The sequence below is a fragment of the Flavobacterium sp. I-STPP5a genome (assembly GCF_009764685.1).
Lineage (GTDB): Bacteria > Bacteroidota > Bacteroidia > Flavobacteriales > Flavobacteriaceae > Flavobacterium.
Genome location: NZ_VHLM01000031.1, coordinates 1 through 18,909, shown reverse-complemented (window position 1 = coordinate 18,909; position 18,909 = coordinate 1). Strand labels below are relative to the sequence as shown.

General features: G+C 31.3%; 18 protein-coding genes. 16 read left to right on the top strand and 2 right to left on the bottom strand.

Translation table 11 applies throughout. From position 1 onward, the window contains the following. The first annotated feature begins 58 nt into the window (after positions 1 to 58). Positions 59 to 1,177, top strand: coding sequence for a DNA polymerase III subunit beta (dnaN, locus tag FJV36_RS06905; protein ID WP_086455207.1), 1,119 nt, complete (start codon positions 59 to 61; stop codon positions 1,175 to 1,177). A 200-nt stretch (positions 1,178 to 1,377) separates the two neighbouring features. Here the strand turns inward: dnaN and FJV36_RS06900 are convergent, their stop codons facing one another. Next, the gene (locus FJV36_RS06900; RefSeq protein WP_158729165.1) at positions 1,378 to 3,150 is read right to left on the bottom strand and encodes a DNA mismatch repair protein; all 1,773 of its coding nucleotides are present in this window, start codon (positions 3,148 to 3,150) and stop codon (positions 1,378 to 1,380) included. A 310-nt stretch (positions 3,151 to 3,460) separates the two neighbouring features. Further along, the gene (locus tag FJV36_RS06895) at positions 3,461 to 4,300 is read right to left on the bottom strand and encodes a universal stress protein (RefSeq protein ID WP_158729166.1); all 840 of its coding nucleotides are present in this window, start codon (positions 4,298 to 4,300) and stop codon (positions 3,461 to 3,463) included. Positions 4,301 to 4,468: 168 nt separating this feature from the next. On the opposite strand from FJV36_RS06895, the gene mnmE reads away from it, so the two are divergent. The 15 genes from mnmE (at position 4,469) to FJV36_RS06820 (ending at position 18,900) form a co-directional block, all read left to right on the top strand. Beyond that, positions 4,469 to 5,869 (top strand): tRNA uridine-5-carboxymethylaminomethyl(34) synthesis GTPase MnmE, encoded by a 1,401-nt coding sequence (mnmE, locus tag FJV36_RS06890; protein WP_158729167.1) that lies wholly within the window; start codon positions 4,469 to 4,471, stop codon positions 5,867 to 5,869. Positions 5,870 to 6,017: 148 nt separating this feature from the next. After that, positions 6,018 to 7,145, top strand: a complete 1,128-nt coding sequence (locus FJV36_RS06885) for a site-specific integrase (protein WP_158729168.1) — start codon at positions 6,018 to 6,020, stop codon at positions 7,143 to 7,145. Positions 7,146 to 7,150: 5 nt separating this feature from the next. After that, entirely contained in the window at positions 7,151 to 8,194 is a 1,044-nt protein-coding gene (locus FJV36_RS06880; protein ID WP_158729169.1) for a hypothetical protein, read from the top strand. Positions 8,195 to 8,267: 73 nt separating this feature from the next. After that, on the top strand, positions 8,268 to 8,552 hold the full coding sequence (locus FJV36_RS06875) for an AlpA family transcriptional regulator (protein ID WP_158729170.1): 285 nt from the start codon (positions 8,268 to 8,270) through the stop codon (positions 8,550 to 8,552). Positions 8,553 to 8,562: 10 nt separating this feature from the next. Continuing rightward, positions 8,563 to 9,993, top strand: a complete 1,431-nt coding sequence (locus FJV36_RS06870) for a DUF3987 domain-containing protein (protein WP_158729171.1) — start codon at positions 8,563 to 8,565, stop codon at positions 9,991 to 9,993. A 226-nt stretch (positions 9,994 to 10,219) separates the two neighbouring features. Further along, on the top strand, positions 10,220 to 11,272 hold the full coding sequence (locus tag FJV36_RS06865) for a DUF6371 domain-containing protein (RefSeq protein WP_255470350.1): 1,053 nt from the start codon (positions 10,220 to 10,222) through the stop codon (positions 11,270 to 11,272). A gap of 158 nt (positions 11,273 to 11,430) precedes the next feature. Next, a complete protein-coding gene (locus FJV36_RS06860; RefSeq protein ID WP_158729173.1) occupies positions 11,431 to 11,949 on the top strand; it encodes a BfmA/BtgA family mobilization protein in 519 nt (172 codons plus the stop codon). Beyond that, complete coding sequence (locus tag FJV36_RS06855) at positions 11,949 to 13,010, top strand: DUF5712 family protein (RefSeq protein ID WP_158729174.1); 1,062 nt, start codon at positions 11,949 to 11,951, stop codon at positions 13,008 to 13,010. Before FJV36_RS06860 ends, FJV36_RS06855 begins: the two co-directional genes overlap by 1 nt. A 70-nt stretch (positions 13,011 to 13,080) precedes the next feature. Further along, positions 13,081 to 13,410 carry a helix-turn-helix domain-containing protein gene (locus tag FJV36_RS06850; RefSeq protein WP_158729175.1) on the top strand — a complete coding sequence of 110 codons (330 nt, stop codon included), beginning with the start codon at positions 13,081 to 13,083 and terminating at the stop codon, positions 13,408 to 13,410. After that, positions 13,377 to 13,661: a DUF5712 family protein gene (locus FJV36_RS06845; protein WP_158729176.1), complete on the top strand. Its 285-nt coding sequence runs from the start codon at positions 13,377 to 13,379 to the stop codon at positions 13,659 to 13,661. Before FJV36_RS06850 ends, FJV36_RS06845 begins: the two co-directional genes overlap by 34 nt. A gap of 341 nt (positions 13,662 to 14,002) precedes the next feature. Further along, complete coding sequence (locus FJV36_RS06840; RefSeq protein ID WP_158729177.1) at positions 14,003 to 14,593, top strand: ParA family protein; 591 nt, start codon at positions 14,003 to 14,005, stop codon at positions 14,591 to 14,593. Positions 14,594 to 14,643: 50 nt separating this feature from the next. After that, positions 14,644 to 14,868, top strand: a complete 225-nt coding sequence (locus tag FJV36_RS06835) for a hypothetical protein (protein ID WP_158729178.1) — start codon at positions 14,644 to 14,646, stop codon at positions 14,866 to 14,868. Between the two features lie 282 nt (positions 14,869 to 15,150). Beyond that, positions 15,151 to 16,086, top strand: coding sequence for a hypothetical protein (locus FJV36_RS06830; RefSeq protein WP_158729179.1), 936 nt, complete (start codon positions 15,151 to 15,153; stop codon positions 16,084 to 16,086). A 452-nt stretch (positions 16,087 to 16,538) separates the two neighbouring features. Continuing rightward, positions 16,539 to 17,951 (top strand): DEAD/DEAH box helicase family protein, encoded by a 1,413-nt coding sequence (locus FJV36_RS06825; protein ID WP_158980954.1) that lies wholly within the window; start codon positions 16,539 to 16,541, stop codon positions 17,949 to 17,951. A gap of 46 nt (positions 17,952 to 17,997) precedes the next feature. Then, the gene (locus FJV36_RS06820; protein ID WP_158728025.1) at positions 17,998 to 18,900 is read left to right on the top strand and encodes an IS1595 family transposase; all 903 of its coding nucleotides are present in this window, start codon (positions 17,998 to 18,000) and stop codon (positions 18,898 to 18,900) included. Positions 18,901 to 18,909 lie beyond the last annotated feature (9 nt).

Genomic DNA, 18,909 nt, shown 5'->3' with positions numbered 1-18,909 from the left:
GTAACATGTAACGTATTTCACGAATAAAGAAATACCTTAAAAAAATAAAATAAAACAGATGAAATTTATAGTATCGAGTTCATACTTATTGAAACAATTACAAGTTTTAGGGAATGTAATCAACAGCAGCAATACATTACCTATTTTAGACAATTTCTTATTTGATCTAGATCATAATGTATTGACCGTATCTGCCTCTGATTTAGAGACTACTATGTCTGCAACCTTATCAATCGATTCAGAAAGTAAAGGTAGCGTTGCCGTTCCTGCAAAATTACTTTTGGAAATTCTTAAAACATTTCCAGAGCAGCCCTTAACTTTTACTATAGAAGATAATAGTACCATAGAAATAAGTTCTAACTCAGGTAAATATGCTCTTGCATATGCTCCTGGTGAGGAGTTTCCAAAATCAGTTAACCTTGAAGATCCATCTGTAACACTTGTTCCTGCTGATGTTTTGGCTACAGCTATAAGTAAAACTATTTTTGCTGCAGGTAATGATGATTTACGTCCTGTAATGTCTGGAGTGTTTTTTCAATTCTCGCCAGAAGGTTTAATTTTTGTGGCAACTGATGCGCACAAATTGGTAAAATATGCTCGAACTGATGTGAAAGCCTCTCAAGTTGCTGATTTTATCATGCCAAAAAAACCATTGAACATCTTAAAAAATATTTTAGGATCTTCAGATGCAGAAGTAAAAATAGAATACAACGATTCGAATGCTACTTTCTCTTTTGACAATTACATTTTAATGTGTCGTTTAATTGATGGAAAATATCCAAATTACGAAGCGGTAATCCCAAAAGAGAATCCAAATAAATTAATGATTGACCGTACTCAATTTTTAAGTTCTGTGCGTCGTGTAGCTATCTTTTCGAACAAAACTACTCACCAAATTAGATTGAAAATTGCTGGTGCTGAGTTAAACGTATCTGCAGAAGATATTGATTATTCAAACAAAGCCGAAGAAAGATTGACTTGTGATTACCAAGGTGACGATATGCAAATAGGCTACAACTCTCGTTTTTTAACTGAGATGTTGACCAACTTACAATCGGATATGATTATGCTTGAAATGTCATTACCTAACAGAGCTGGAATCTTAACTCCAGTTGATGGATTAGAGGAAGGTGAAACTGTTACCATGCTGGTAATGCCTGTAATGCTTAACAGCTAAGATTACCATTTAACATACGCTATTAACCAAACCATTTTTATATTGAAAAAAACCGTCTCTATTTTGGAGACGGTTTTTTTTCTTAATACTATTTCTGTATTAATATTTAGGGAATAAATCTAAAAAATATTTCTTCACTAAAAATTACCACAATCAATCCTTTGTATGTCACTTTATGATATTGACAAAAGTATGGCGTTCTAAATCACTCCCATTTTTTTCATTAAAAAAGTAGCGCTTTTGTTTTTACAAATTCCGTCACGAAGTTTGTAATCAAAATGGAGTTCATCATTAACAATCTCTACTTCAAAACATTTATTTACTAAGGTTTCAGGATATTCATTTGTAGTAAGGCAAACTTCAATATCATGTGTAGCAATGGCGCCAATGGCATTTTTAGCAATCACTTTCTTAACTACTTCTATGGTACCGTTTCGCTTGTCATCAGAATTTGTACCGCGTAAAATTTCATCCAGTAAAATAAAAGCTGGTGTATGATGCAATTCGTCCATGATTTGTTTTAAGCGTTTTATTTCAGCAAAAAAATACGATTCACTATCTGCTAAGGAATCAGACAATCTCATGGATACTAGTACTGGTAAGGGATGAATATTAGCTTGTAATGCACATACAGGAGAACCAATTCCTGCAAGAACCATATTGATGCCTAAACTCCTCAAAAAAGTACTTTTGCCAGACATATTAGATCCCGTCAATATCATAAAAGACTGTGGATAAAAACAAACGTCATTGCCTATTCTAGTTTTTTTATTCAACAAAGGATGACTTAGTCTTTTAAAATCAATTTTATAATTAGTATTTAAACTTGGGTAAACAAAATCTGGATTGTTGTACCCAAAATTTGCTAAACTGTTGAGCATTTCCATTTCACCAATAACATTCAACCATTGCTCTAGCGCAGCGCCATTGTTGTTTTTCCATTTTAATAAAGCCTTAAAAACATGCAAATTAAAAAGAAAAGTTCCGTTAAAAACGGTTGCAGTTACAAAATTTCCAATACTATCCATATTAGAAAACAATTCAGATAATTTTTTTAAATGCGCGCTGGCATTTCCATTTTCAATTTTTAATTGCTGTTGCAACTGAATTAGTTTTTGAGATGTAAACGGCTCCTTTTCAATTTTTTCTAATAGTAAACTGTATTGGTGAATTGTAATATCAATATTTGTTGAGGTGGCTACTTCGGCTAGAATTCGTTTGACAAACCTTCCTAAAACCATCAAATTAAATATAAAAACATAACCCAGAATTGAGGCGAAAATAAGTTTTGAAGTGACAGCATACAATATCAAAAAAGTAATAAAAAGTAGCGGTGATAGGTATGAAATTAAAACAGTCATTCGCGAAAGCGGAGAACTGTTAAATGTAGTCCAACGCACTAAATTTTCGTAACTAGTTGCCGTGTCCTCTCCTACTTTGGCCACAGCCAAAAACTCTTGACGCCACTCTATTTTAGAAGACAACTCCTTTACTGCCTCTTGATTTTGCTCAATCTCAGTATTGGGTGCTATAGATAACAATCGTTTTGCAAACGTTTTTTTTCCTATGTAAGTTGCTGTTCTATTTAAATTTTGAAACAAAGAATGCGCACCAAAAATATCCAAGTCATACGCATACGGATGGTGGAAATCATTGAATTCAATTCCATTTTCAAACGGAATAGCTTTACCCTCTAAATAAGAAATCTCATTAGTATTAATGTCAATTAGGGCCTTATTTATCTTTCTTTTAGTATTTATAGACGTATGCAAACGCATTAAAATAATAAACAAAACCAGAAAAAAAACAGCTGCCAGACTGTATAGTAAAGCATTTGTTTTTAAATAGTAATAAATTGAAACAAAAAAAAGCACCATAGCCAGTAATCTACTTATACTGATGCTATTGTACTTTTTTGTTAAGGTTGATGCTACTTGAGAAAATTGGGCAACTCTTGATTTATAAATTTCCATATTTTGAATTGATGATTTACAAATATAGTAAATTAGTTCCCTATCCATCTCAATTAAAAGCAGTGGCGCGGCTGTACTACAAGACGCACAATATCTATAACTTTAGAGGCTCCATTGCTGCATTATTGAGTTGATTTCAATTGTAATTTATGTAAAGGTTTGTAAAATCAAAAGGCTTTAAAATATGATACTCTCATAAACTGCTTCGTTTTTATAACTTTCATTGGATCAAACAATTCCTGTCAAAACATTTTAAATTCGAAAAACAATACAATCAGCTAATAAAATTATGCCACAAAACCGCTCTTTTCTATTCTATATCAGCAGGAATGGCTAAAATTGGTAAATCAGTATAATTGGCCATTTTTCGGGTTAAACTCGAATTGAAAATACCTGCTAAAAAGCTTCTTTTGTAATGCAACAAAGTGAGTATATCAATGTCTTTTTGCTGAATAAAATCGTAAATAGAACCCTGAACGTCATCGCTAATCATAACGTGGAATTCTACTGGGTCGGCACTAAACTCATCTTCCCACGCTTTAATCGTATCTTTGGTAACATCAGAATTAGCTGTTTTTACATACAAACATTTTACTTTGGCTCCTGTTTTGCGCGCTATAGCTAAAACTTGTTTTAAAGCTTTTTTGTCTTTTTTTCTAAATCGAGTAGTAAAACAAATTTGGTGAATGGGTCTGTATTCAGCATCCCCAGGAACGCATAATACGGGAACAGTTCCGTCAGTTATAATGTTTGCCGTATTGGTACCCGCAAAAAAATCGTCCCAACCTTGCACACCATTTGTTCCCATGACAATAAAATCAATATCTTCGTCTTGAGTAATATCAAAAATACAAGAGGTCAAATCGCCTTCAGTCAATCTATGCGATAATATAATGTGCTGCAAATTGAGCCCTTCTGCAATGGCTCGTAATTTAGGAACCTCATCCTTAAACTGTTCAAATTTACTCAACTCGACTGAGTTGTATAAAATGGTATAATTAGGAGGAAAAAACGAACTGTCAAAACTAGGCGCATCAAAGGTGTGCAACAATACGATTTCAGCTTTTACTGTATTTGCAAACTTTAAGGCATGTACAAAAGCATTTGTGGCAACAGGAGAAAAATCGGTAGGGAAAAGAATTTTTTTCATAACATTTAAAGTTAAGAGATTAGTTGTTGCAACAAAGGTAGGCTCTTACTTGCGCTAGAAGTATGACATTTATCATTATAGCATCACTTTTTCAAAATTATTTTTCAGTAGCGCAGTTGTCTTGCGCTCCCACCAATTTTGGTTACTTTTGTATAAAAATAAATCAACATGATCGCTCAAGATTCCATTGTTGCCCTTGCCACACCATCTGGCGCCGGAGCAATTGCTATAATACGAATTTCTGGTCAAGATGCTATTCCTATTGCTGATAGTGTTTTTAAATCGATAAAAAATAAAAATCTAGTCTCTCAAAAAACACACACCCTACATTTAGGTCACATTGTGGATGGTTCCAAAACGCTCGATGAAGTATTGGTTTCTGTTTTTAAAGGACCAAATTCCTATACCGGCGAAAATACTATAGAGATTTCTTGTCACGGATCAACGTATATTCAGCAGCAAATTATACAATTATTGCTCAGAAAAGGATGCCGAATGGCCGATGCAGGTGAGTTTACCCTACGCGCTTTCTTGAACGGAAAACTGGATTTATCACAAGCCGAGGCTGTTGCTGATTTGATTTCATCAGACAATGAAGCCAGCCATCAAATTGCGATGCAGCAAATGCGTGGTGGTTTTTCTAATGAAATTGCCAAATTGAGAGAAGAACTTTTAAACTTTGCTTCGCTTATTGAACTCGAATTAGACTTTGCCGAAGAAGATGTAGAGTTTGCAGACAGAACCCAGTTTCACGAATTATTGAATAGAATTGAGTTTGTGCTAAAACGCTTGATTGATTCCTTTGCGGTGGGTAACGTAATTAAAAACGGAATTCCTGTTGCCATTGTGGGTGAACCCAACGTAGGAAAATCGACGCTTTTGAATGCTTTACTCAACGAAGAACGCGCCATTGTATCAGACATTGCGGGAACAACGCGTGACACCATCGAAGACGAATTAGTCATTGGCGGCATTGGTTTCCGCTTTATTGATACGGCTGGTATTCGAGAAACCAAAGACTACGTAGAAAGTATAGGTATTCAAAAAACTTTTGAGAAAATAGAACAAGCGCAAGTGGTTTTGTATTTATTTGAAAGTTTCAGGTTTCAAGTTTCAGGTTCAGAGTACATCCTTGAAATTGAAAAAGTAAAAAATAAATATCCTTTAAAACCATTACTCGTTGTAATCAACAAAATAGATTTAATTTCGGTTGAGGAAAGAGATTCTATCAGCCAGCAACTTGACAAGTTAAACGTGCAGCAAGTATTATTAAGTGCAAAACAAAAAATTGGCATTGACGAGCTCAAAAACCAATTGCTTTCCTTTGTTAACACTGGTGCGTTGCGCAACAACGAAACCATTGTGACCAACACCCGTCATTATGATTCCTTATTAAAAGCTCTTGATGAAATTAGCAAAGTGAAATACGCGCTTGAAACCAACCTTTCTAGTGACTTGATGGCACTTGATATCCGCGAAGCATTATACCATTTCGGGATGATTACCGGTCAAGTGACTAATGATGAATTGCTGGGGAATATATTTGCTAATTTCTGTATCGGGAAATAAAAGTGCTTTCTTTAAGTATTATTAACTTTCTATAACTTGACTACCATTGATTTAGCTGTATTTTAGCTTTCTTGTAATAACTTTAATTCATACATTTGTTACACTCAATGTACACCTCATGACAAAAAAGGTGTAAAAATGTACACCTATGAATATTACTTTAAAGAAAAAGAAGTTAAAAAATGGTAAGTTCAGTCTATACCTAGAATACTATAAGGGTTCTACTCTAAACTTAGATGGCAAAAGGATTCATTTAAGAGATTTTGAGTATCTAAAATTATATCCAAATCAAGATCCAAAGACTGCTGCTGAAAAAAAAGAAAATAAAGAAATTGATACTTTAAGTGAACAAATATTATCTATCCGTAAAGCGGAATACTTTCAAGGTAAGTTTGACATCAAAAACACTTCCAAGTCAAAAAGATTGTTTTTAGATTATTTTATAGAGAAAACTGAGGAAAAAATTGACTCTCCTAAAAACTACGGTAACTGGACAGCAACTTCTCTGCATCTAAAAAGATGTATTTCATCAAATCTTACATTTGATGAAATTGACGAGAACTTTGTCAAGCGAGTGCGTTTGTACTTTGATAAAGAAGCTAAAACAAAAAGTGACACTCCCCTTTCACTTAATTCAAAATATTCTTATTTCAACAAGTTCAAAGCTTGTCTAAGGGCTGCGTTTGATGACGGCTATTTATCAATAAACTATGCTTCGAAAACAAAATCATTTGAGCAAGCTGAAAGTCAAAGAGAATATTTAACCTTTCAAGAATTACAACAACTAGCACAAACTGAATGTAAATATAACGTGCTAAAACGTGCCTTTATTTTTTCTTGTTTAGTAGGTTTGAGATGGTCCGACATCAATACCTTAGTTTGGTCAGAAGTAAGAGATGAAGACAATTCAAGTAGAGTTAATTTTAGGCAAGAAAAAACAGACGGTGTTGAATACCTGTATATCTCCGCTCAAGCACGTGAGTTATTGCAAACGCGACAATCTCCAACTGATAGAGTTTTTGTCGGTCTTAAATATAGTGCGGTTTACAATAATGAGATTGTACGTTGGTGCAATCGTGCAGGAATATCAAAACACATAACTTTCCATAGTGCAAGGCACACTAATGCAGTGCTTTTACTTGAAAATGGAGCTGATATTTATACCGTTTCCAAAAGATTAGGACACCGTGAAATACGCACGACGGCAATCTATGCTAAAATTGTTGACCAAAAAATGAAAGAAGCATCAAATCTAATCCCTAACATTAATATTTAAAAAATATGCTACATTATCCATATTTTAAACAATGTAACAAACGTTATTATCAAGCTGTAAATGAAATTCACAAAGATTTAAGTGAAATTAATGTAAAAACATTCAGTTTAATAGGAAAGTTAAACGAATCACAATTCTTTTTATTTCTTTCTAATTACATATATTATTTTCGATTTGAAGATATTGATATTACAACCCTAAAACATTTTTTTTATATACATTATGATCATTCAATAGAAAATAATCAGCCGCTCCCCTTCCAGGATAATCAAAAATTTAAGAATGAGGAGAAATCAAACATAATTACTGAAGCATCAATTGCTTTTAATTGTAAAAAGGAACTTTCTAAATTAATAGCATTTCATTTAGAGATGAGAGAATACCCTAAAGAAACTCATTCTCACCTGCTTTTAGTCTTATCAGACAAAATTTATGAACATATATCTTATCCTTTGTCTATTTTTAAAATTGCTTTAATTAATCACATAGACAATCTAGATATCGAGGTTGATAATTTTGATATTAAAAAAATTTCTTTTTTATTAGATATTAACGGAGAATTAGAAAAATATGAAAATCATCTCGAAAAACTACAGTCTCAAATCCATAAAAAAGTTATGGTTCTAACTACATCTAAGAATGTAAACAACCATGGGAATAAAAACGGAAATTATCAAATCAATATGAGTAACGGCGATTTACGTAATCTATATAAAAACCTGGAGAAAATTATGCTGATAGACCAGAACAAAACTTCATTAAATCAATTTATTGAAGTGTTTGAAAATGATTGGGAAAGTCATAATTCAATTATTTATCTTGAAATGGACAATATTCTATTTAAACATTTTATTGATTTTATAAAAACTTATTTTGATATAAAAATAGAATTATCAACTATTGAATATTCAGCGAAAATTGCGAACAAGAATGGTATAATAAAGGCCAATGCAATATATTCTTCTATGGCACAATATCGAAGGTTTACAAAAGAACGAGATGATATTAAAATCTTGAAATCTATGTTTGAAAAGATTAAAAATCATTAAGGTCTTAATATCTTAATATTTATCTATTACGCTTTAGTGACATTTGCTCCCATAATCTTAAAACAAATCACTTATGGAAAGCAATGCAATTATTCAAAAATTAACCCAATTAGAAAAACTTATAATTGGGACAAACAAACAAATCTTCACTGTTGATGATGTAGTAAACTACACTGGATTCTCAAAAAGTTACGTATATAAACTAGTACACAATAATATCCTTCCCTACTCTAAGCCTAATAATCGAACACTCTTTTTTACTAAATCAGAGATTGATGAATGGTTACTTCAAAACAAATCAAAATCGATTTCTCAAATCGAAAAAGAGGCATCAAATTATGTGAACTCAAAAGGATAGTATTTGAGTTATGATTGATATAAAAAACAATACCCTTCTTACTTCGGAAAGTATAAAGGGTAAAGTCTTTGGTTCGCAAGGCAAAGATACTAGAAATCAAGGAATAATTGACATTATGGACCTTGAAATTGATTTTTTGAAACATAAAGAAACTAAAGGAAATCTATTCCCAATAGAAATTTATCCCAAAGCTATACAAGAGATTATTATTGAGATTAACAATAAGCATTTATTCCCTATAGATTATCTTGGTGCGGGTTTACTTTCGGCTGCCTCCGCTTCAATTGGCAAATCACATAAACTTAAAGTAAAACATGGATGGCAAGAAAAAGTAAATTTATTTATGGTCATAGTAGGACAACCAGGAGATGCAAAGACACAAGCTTTAAAGTTTTGTTTCAATCCTATACAAATCAAAGAGAGTCAACTATTTGTAGACTATGAAAATCAATTAGCTGAATACGAAAAAAACAATTCAGAAAACTCAGAAAATAAAAACAAGGAGAAAAAGCCAATCTTAAAGAGGTATCTATTAAGTGATTTTACTCCCGAAGCATTAATACTTCATCATAGTTATAACAAGAGAGGTATTTGTATTTATGTTGATGAGTTAAACGGTTGGCTTAAGAACTTTCAGAGATATAATAGTTCAGGTGAAGCTGAAACTTATTTAAGCTTATGGAGTGGTACACAAGTAACAACAGATAGAGCTTCAGGAAAGTCCCTGAGACTTGAAGATCCTTGTTTAAGCGTTATTGGTAGCACTCAAATTTCAGTTTTAAAAGATTTTGGTAAGGACGGAAGAGCTACTAATGGCTTTATGGACCGATTGCTGTTTGTTTATCCAAATAATGAAAAAGTATTACGTTGGAATATACAGCAAGTAAATAAAGTAATATTTAATAATTACACTACTCTTATTCATAATTTAATTGATTTGGGTGATGAAGATCCTAATTTGTCTACTGTATTTACGATGGAAACTGAAGCAAAAGAATACTTATTCCAATGGCAAAATAATAGACCCGATAAATTTTTCTTTGATTATGAACGAAGTATAGAAATTAAATTGCAACAATATGTACTACGTTTTGCACTAATTCTCCAATTAATTCATTCGACAGTAGAAAACGAATCAAAAAACAAAGTAGGTATATCATCTATCAAAGGTGCAATTCAATTATTTGATTATTTCTACCATAATGCCATTCAAGTTAGAGGAGAGATTTTAAAAAAAAATTATTTTGAAACGTTGACAGAACTTCAAAAAAATATTTTAAACGAACTACCCAAAACTTTTACAACTGCAGAAGGAATAAAAATCGCTTGTAAATTAATTGAAGGTAAATCTAGAGTTTCTGATAGGCAATTTAAAACTTACTTAAAAGACCCAAAATTATTCAAAAGACTAGCTCACGGAAGTTATGAAAAAATAGTATAGACTTCACTTTCTTCACTTTCTTCACTTTGACAATTAAAACATTGATTTACAATTATTTAAAATCAATTAAAAGTGCAAAATTAGTGAAGAAAGTGCAATTTCATATTTCACTATTGAATTTCAAAGTGAAGTCAAAATGAAGCCAAAGTGAAGCTATGTAGCAATGTTAAACCTTTGCTATTACTGGAAAGTGAAGAAAGTGAAGAAAGTGAAACAACAGTAAATAATGCATAAATATACATTACATAAAAAATCAACAAAACACGCATGTCCAAACTGTAATAAAAAAACAATGGTACTGTATATTGATGTTGAATCAAGCGAATATGTTTCTCTAATAGTTGGCAGATGTGACAGAGAAATAAATTGTGGTTATCACTATACTCCTAAATCTTATTTTACGGATAATAATATAGAATATAAAATTCATGTTCAATACGCAGCCCAATCTGTAAAACAAGAGCAAATTTCATTACATAATGAAAAGGACTTACTGGCAACCATTAAATACCATTCAGAAAATAATTTCATATCCTTCCTATTATCAAAATTTGATATTCAAAAGGTAGAAAAAATAGTTGATCAGTATAAAATAGGAACTGCAAATTACTGGCATTTCGGAACTGTATTTTGGCAAATTGACACTAAAAAATTGATCAGAGGGGGAAAAATAATTATTTACAGTAAATCAGGAAAAAGGACTAAGTATATTAATTGGGTTCATTCCATAAAAATAAAATGGGATGAAATAACAGATTTCAACCTTAGTCAATGCTTTTTTGGAGAACATTTAATTAACGGAAACAACAATGTAATTGCTATAGTTGAATCCGAAAAAACGGCTTGTGTTATGAGTTTATTATTCGAAAAATACATTTGGTTAGCAGCTGGCAGTTTGAATGGTTTAAATGAAACCAAAATGGAAATTTTGAAGAATCGAAAAATTATTCTTTATCCAGACTTAGGTATTAACGGACTAAACGGAAGTCCGTTTAGCATTTGGAAATCAAAATGTGAGTACTATAAAAAAAAAGGTTTTGATATAGCAATTTCCGATTTACTTGAAATAAAAGCTACCCCTAAGGATAGAGAAAAAGGCTATGATATTGCTGACTACTTTTTAGAAAACCTCAATTACAAACCAAAAACAATTATTTCAAACCAACAAAAAACGATCAATAAACTGTACTTAAAAAATGAAAACTTGAAGCTTCTAATTGATCTCTTTGATCTTAGAGATTCCAATGGTAACACAATCACATTGTCTCGAATAGAGTAGCAAGTAGGACAGGGGCGGAAAAACCCCTATCCTACTTGCTCTGCGAGGCCAAAGCCTTGAAAATAAGGCTTTCTTTAAGGACTAAAATTTATAAGATTTTATAATCTAAATACAATAAAAACCTAACTAACTGATTAACAGTTTTAAAAATTATAATTATGACTAAAAAAAGTATCATTATAGATGAAAAAGCACATGCAGAACTTGGAAAATTATCTGAAAGTTTGCGAATGAACTTGGGTTCGCTTGTTAAAGAAATGATTTATTATTTCAAAAAAACAGGTATCAATCCTAAAGATGCTGTAAACAACAACCCCTCCTTAATGGTTGCTGCTTTAGACAAAAGGATAGTCTCTTTTTTAAAAGTTCAAGAACGAGATATTTTAAAACCTTTAAGACAAGATGTTTTTAATTATCAAAATATTCAAAAGGAAGAAATATCAAAACTAATTATTGTGTTAAATAAACTATTGAGTCAGCATTCAGAGCGAACAAATGAAATAAAAAAGACTCACGTTGAGAATCTTGACAAAACAAATAGTAATGATTCGGAAAGAACGAAAATGCTAATCTCTGAATTACAAAAAAATAGACAAGCGATTTTGCTGATTTGTCAACTATTAGATGACAAAAATAAATCAGGTACGATGGATAAACTGAAATCTCTTTTTTCATAATGCCAATATCTAAACCACATAGTTCACTTGGAGCAGACAATAAAGGGAGTTGTTCTAACTTGGCCATTTACTTAGGAAAAGAAAATGAAGAGCTAGACAAAATCATTAAAAAGTCTTTGTCAAGAAATGATGTCTTTCAGCTAGAAAGAAGAAAACAAGGCTTCTTTACTTCTTCAGAAACAAATGTCAGTGCAATAGAAGTTATTAGTTCTATTGATAAAAACAAAAGAAAATTAGGTGCAAATGATGCGAAATATTTTGCCCCTACGATAAGCTTTAGTGATAATGAATTAAATCATATTGCCTTTCTAGCAACTGGTAAAACTGACTTGACAAATGTTTGGGATTTTAATGCAGTCGAATTAGAGCAATTTAATACACTTATAAGAGCGTATGGTCGAAAAGTAATGGATAACTATGCTTTGAACTTCAATCGTCAACAGAAGGGTATTAATGCTGGAAGTGATTTAGTATATTTTGCTAAAATTGAACACTTTAGAAAATTCAAAGGAACCGATAAAGATGTACTTAATGGCAAGAGAATTTCAGGAGAAAATAAAGAAGGTTTACAGTCACATATTCACTTTATTGTCTCTAGAAAAGATAAAAGCCAACGACTAAAATTAAACCCTATTTGCAATGAAAAAAACACCAACAGAACTATTGGGGATAATGAATATCAAGTTGGCTTTGATAGGGTAAACTGGATTAAAATAAATGAAGAAACTTTCGATGAACACTTCAGGTATAATAGAAAGTTACTTGAAAAATTTGAAAATCAAAATATCTTAAAAAATGGTAGCCCGCAAGAAAAGCATGAGCTTAATAAAAAAATAGCGGCTAGCAATACTAAAACAATGCCAATAATAGAAAGCCAAATGAAATCAAACATTACGAGCGTAAGTAGTGCTGGCAATAATTTAATGGCAGGAAATCAATATCAAAATCATTCAATTGGAATATTGAAAGGTATTATTGCAGTAATAGATGTTACAAATTCCAACGACATCTCTATATCTGATGACAAAAAGAAGAAATTAAAAACGAAAAGAAGTATATAATAAATCCAATATGAGTAATAAGTTACTCATATTCGAATTATTATTGTATTTGTAACACAAAAGTTACACCATGGAAGAGATTAAGAATTTAGAAGAATGTATGATTCTGATTGGCCAAAAGCTTGAAAAGCTTCGTCAAAATATGGATATGACACAAACAGATATCACTGATGAAGTTGGGATTAGTAGAAAAACTGTAAGCTCAATTGAGAACGGCAATAATTTTTCGGTTGAAAATTTAGTGAAATTACTAATTACTTATAACCGAATTGATCCATTTTTAAACATGCTCAGTTTACCTTATAATTTTGATATTAAACAATATAAAAAAGAATTAAAAGCGTTTAATAATAAATTTAAAAATGAATGGTGGTTCAATCAAAAAATTGGAGAGAAGTAGTTGGAGATCCATTTACCAAGGAAGTAATCAAACACGACACTTTGAAAGGTAGCGACAACTTCCAAGTAAATGTTTTAGTCTCTAAGCATGAGAAAACCAACCATAACGCACGGGATAAAATTTCACTATCTCCCTTGTCAGCCGCAAGGGACAGAATGCTTTTAGCTGGAAAAAATCAAGTTGGTTTTAATCGCAGTGCTTTTTTCAAAACGGCAGAGCAAACTTTCGATAAAAAATTCGAGTATGCCTGACCCATTCACCAATCGTATGAATATTTTGATGATAAAAAGAAAAATTATAGTATTGAAAAGTCCGAAAAAGAATTAGGAAATAAAATATCCAGGGGTATAAAAAACGAGACTAAAAATTTCATTTTGAAGTACACCGGGTTAAATGAGGTGAAGGAACAATTAAACCCAATTCAAAGTAAAAAAGAGCAAATCCCATTTACTAAGATACCTACTAGTTTCCCAAAATCCATAACGGATTTGTCAATAAAAGTTGTTAGGAAAGTTCTTGATAGTGGAAAGGATTTGGGCTGCTAATCGCTTCGCTAAGTTTACAGAATTAATAACCGTTTAAATTTTAAAACATGCCGAAAATCATATTAATAACACACCAAAAAGGCGGAGTTGGCAAAAGCACACTTACCTTTAATCTCGCTCAGAATATAGCTAAAAGCTCAAAAGTTGCGGTTCTCGATTTCGACTCACAAGGAAGTTTGAGCCAATTGAAAGAGATCATTACTAGTTTCGATATCATTCCATTTGTCGAGGATTTAAATACTATTTTAAACCTAGAGTATGATGTTGTTTTTATCGACACTCCTCCTTACTTATCAAATCAATTGCCTAATTTGATTAGCATAGCTGATTTGATACTTGTTCCAACTAAAGCCGGAATTCTGGATTTGTTGGCTATTAAAAGCACTTTGAAACTTATTGAACACGAACATAAAACGGATTCTACTCTTGTGGTATTCAACATGATTAAGCCTAACACTACATTAACGTTAGATATCTTAATTGGCTTAGAGGAATATAAGGTACCCATTGCGAAAACGCACATCAGTGATTTAGTTGCTTTCACGAGATCTGTTGTTTTACAAGGGGTTGCAAACGATAGAAACGCTCAACGACAATTAGACCAACTCTCAAAAGAAATATTGATGTTATTCCTATAAATGTAGTTTACTACAATTCTATAAATCTATAAACATATAAATCTATAACGATGAAATCAGAAAGCATGAGTGACTTGATAAATAAGGTCAAGTCTAACAATCAACAAAACAAAATTCAAAAAATTGTACCTGTTCCCACTAAGGAAATAGAAGAAGTTCAATTCTCATTCTACATTGAGAAAGAGATCTACAAAAAATTAAAATTAAAGGCTTTTCAAGATGAAATCAGCATGAAAGAAATTGTAAATAATGCATTAAGAAATTCACTTGTTTAAATTCAAAAAAATAGCTTATTTTACATTATTAAATTCAAGGATTTAACTGTAGACTTTTAACAAAAAACAATGCCTATTCTGTATAGATAATTACTTAAAATAAAATAACTCAAAGTGTTTAGCTTTTGAATTAGTACTATAAAATCTCCAAAATTAATAGCACGCTAATATCAAAACTAAGACGCCCATGCCTAGCGTGGGCTGTTCTTGTTTGGTGTGCTGGTGTTTGGAGATACCTATAGTGCTAACAAGAAACAGTTCCACGCTTTTTTTAAAAACATCATGGGAAATAAAAACGAAAAAATCTCCAATATTCGAGTTCAAGTTTCAGAAAAATGTACTGAAAGAGAGAAATCAATCATTGAACTGTACTGGAAGTTTAATGGTTTTGAATTTTTAAATACAGCCAAAAGTATAATGGAAACTTTTGAAATTTCTCAAAGTCAACTAAACAAACTTATTTCTTTACGTGGTTTTCTAATGTTTTCTATTCCTTGTGGGTCTTGTCCTAAATTTAATGATTTTCAAGCATCTAGTAGATTGAATTTTAAATCAATTATAGATCAAGCATTGACAAGTAATCCTAGTTCAACATATAAGTGCAGCTTTTGCGTCAATAGAGAACAGGAAGAAACTAATTTAAAAAATATTCAAGAACAAAAAAAAATAAATGAAAATTTAGAAAAAGCCATTGAAACTGAAAATTGGCTACACCTTTCTAATTTCCAAAAAGGAATGCTATGTAATTGCTTCAAAATGAATTTTGTTGAATTAAAAAAACATTATCATCCCATATTAGGTTCAGATAATTGGATTCTATTTATTGAATCATTGGAAACTATTGAGGCTTATAATCTTTTGAGTTTACAAAGAGACTCAACGACGAAAGAGATCATAGATTATCGTTACTTAGATAAACTAACTAGTTTTAAAAATGAAATTTCAATAAAAGAAATGATTACCAAAAGCTCATTTGATATAGGTATTGAAACAAATGAACTAAAATTTAGATTAACTACTAATAAAGACCAAAATTACCCTGACCGTCCTTCACATACAGGAACTATAATCTTCAATCAGAAAATAGTTATTGAACCGGGAGTAGAATATATTTATGGACTATGGAAAAGAGACAATGACAATCTATATTTGACTATGATTCCAAAAAAGAATTTAGAACTATTACCAACTTATGGAAGTTCGCCTAAAAGGAAATAATTACAAAAAATGATTTTTTTTTTGATAAGTGCAAAAAAAAAATACGTTTCTATAAAACTAGATTTATAGAATTATATAATTCTAGTTTTATAGAATAAAAAAAACACCCCAAAATGTAGAAATCCAAAAGCCTAGCAAAATATTTAAACACATTTAGTTCAATCTTTTCTTTATCCTCGTTCTTTTTAATTACATCATAACTCAGTACCATATTCATTTAAGAAATGTCAGTAGCAGCGTAATGCTTAAAAACTCTTAACGTTTAGTAATCTTTATTAGCTTTTATTAACTTTAATCCTTTCAGATTAAATTGATTTTTTGTATTATTGTAGTTAAATATTTATTTTTTTTCATTTTTCTGAACCTACTTAAATTGCAGTAAATTAGAAAAATTCAAATAAAAATTTAATCCAATAAAAGCAGATTACTCCTAATAGATTGCCAACATAAAAATGAAACTAAAACTAGAAAACCTTAAATATCAGGACATAGCCGTTCAATCAATTGTAAAAGTTTTTGAAGGAACAGAAAAAAACACATTTGACAGTGCTTGTTTTGAAGGTATTCGTTCCAATGTATCTCGATTATCTAAAGAGGAAGTTCAGGAGAATATTAAAAATATTTGCTTTGAAAATGGAGTAAATCAAGACGTGGCAAACCTTTCCGCCGATAATGATATTTGTGTTGAGATGGAAACTGGAACAGGGAAAACATTGGTTTACGTGAAAACTATCTATGAACTTTTTAAACATTACGGCTTTACTAAGTTTATAATTCTTGTTCCGTCAGTAGCTATAAGACAAAACATAATCGGTACTTTTAAATCATTTGATAAACAACTTGAGGATATATACGGCTTCACTCCTAGTGCTTTTGAATACGACAGTAAAAAACTCACGAAGGTTACTCAGTTTATAGAAGACCAGCACCCGCAGGTAATGATCATGACATTGGCTTCTTTTAATTCTGAAGACAAAATTTTGAATCAGGCGCAACGCGAAGACTTGTTCAATAATACCCCGTTCATTGAGGCAATTGGTAAAACAAATCCAATCATTATAATGGATGAACCGCAAGAAGGAATGGATACAGATAATTCCATAAAACAAATTGCAAAACTTAATCCTTTAATAAAACTGCGTTATTCTGCAACGCATAAAGTAATTAAAAACCTTTTGTTTAGATTAACACCTTTTGATAGTTATAAAGAGGGATTGGTTAAGAAAATTGAAGTACTTACAGTTACCGAAAAGAATGATGAAGCTTCTTTGAAAATTGAATTAACCGATATTCAAATTGGTAAAGGAGACCCAAAAGTGAAACTAAAAGCTTGGCATCTTAATAATTCAAACGGGAAGATTGATTTTAAAAATACGGCTTGGTTAAAAGAAGGAGATAATTTAGGAGAGAAAACCAACAATCCAAGTTATTTAAATTATAAAATTTCTCGAATAAATAAAAGCTTAAAAACACAAAAGTGGACTGTAGTTTTTACTAATGGAGCTGAAGTTTTAGAAAAACAAATAGCAGGAAGTTTAGAAAATATTTGGGCTTTACAAATAGAATGGTTGCTCCACCGTCATTTTGCTAAAACACAAAAGCTTTTAGAGAAAAATATAAAATGTTTGTCATTGATTTTTATTGACCGAGTATCTAATTATGTAGGTGAAACACCCATTATTAAAAACTTATTTGTTCAAAAATACAAGGAAATATATCCTGAATATTATGGAGGAAAGATTCCTTCAAGTGAAGAAATTCAATCTGTTCAAGGGTATTATTTTGCTCAAAAAGCATCTGGAGAATATGCCGATAATGAAGGCGGTGTAAAAGAACAAAGTAAAATTTATGATTTAATATTATAGAGTTACTTACTTAAAAAACACTTATATTTATAGTAAATACAAGGATATGGAAAGTATATTTCAGGGGGAGAATATTTTAGAGTTCATAAAGACATTCCCAGACGACCAAAGTTGCCGTGAATTTATAGCCAATGAGAAGTGGAAAGACGGCTATAGATGTAAACGTTGCGAGAATACGAAGTATGTTTATTTTGAAAAACACAATAAAAGAGAGTGTACCAAATGTAGATATAAAGAGAGTGCAACGGCAGGAACTCTTTTTCATAGAGTTAAATTTGGAATTCAAAAAGCATTTTGTATTGCCTTTGAAATGACTTGTACAACCAAATCAATATCCTCAACTCAAGCGGCAAAACGCTATGGAATAACTCAAAAGACTTCTTGGTTGTTTATGCAAAAAGTAAGACTTGCGATGAAGTCCTCAAAACAGTATCCAATGACAGGAAATGTACAAGTTGATGAATTTGTAGTTGGCGGAAAAGAAACAGGAAAACAAGGTAGAAGTTACGATAGCAAAAAGGCAAAAGTTGCTTGTGCTGTTGAGCTGACAGATGAAGGAAAGATAAAAAGAGGTTATGCAAATGTTATTGATGATTATTCTGCAAAGTCAATAAAACCATTATTTGACGAGCATATAAGTAAAGATGCGAATATTAAAACAGACCAATGGACAGCTTACAAAATAATAGCAAAGAGCTATAACATCGTCCAAGAAAAAAGCGTTCCTGGGAAAAACTTCAAAGAAATGCACACTATTATTCATCAGGTAAAAACTGCAATAAGAACGATTCAATCACACGTCAAAAAGGAACATCTCCAAAAATATTTAGATGAATATTTTTATCGACTGAACAGGTCAATTTACAAAGATTCTATTTTTGATAATATATTCAAACGATTAGTCTCACATCCGCATCAGGGTTGGAAGCAAATCGTAGTCATTAAGTAAGTAACTCGA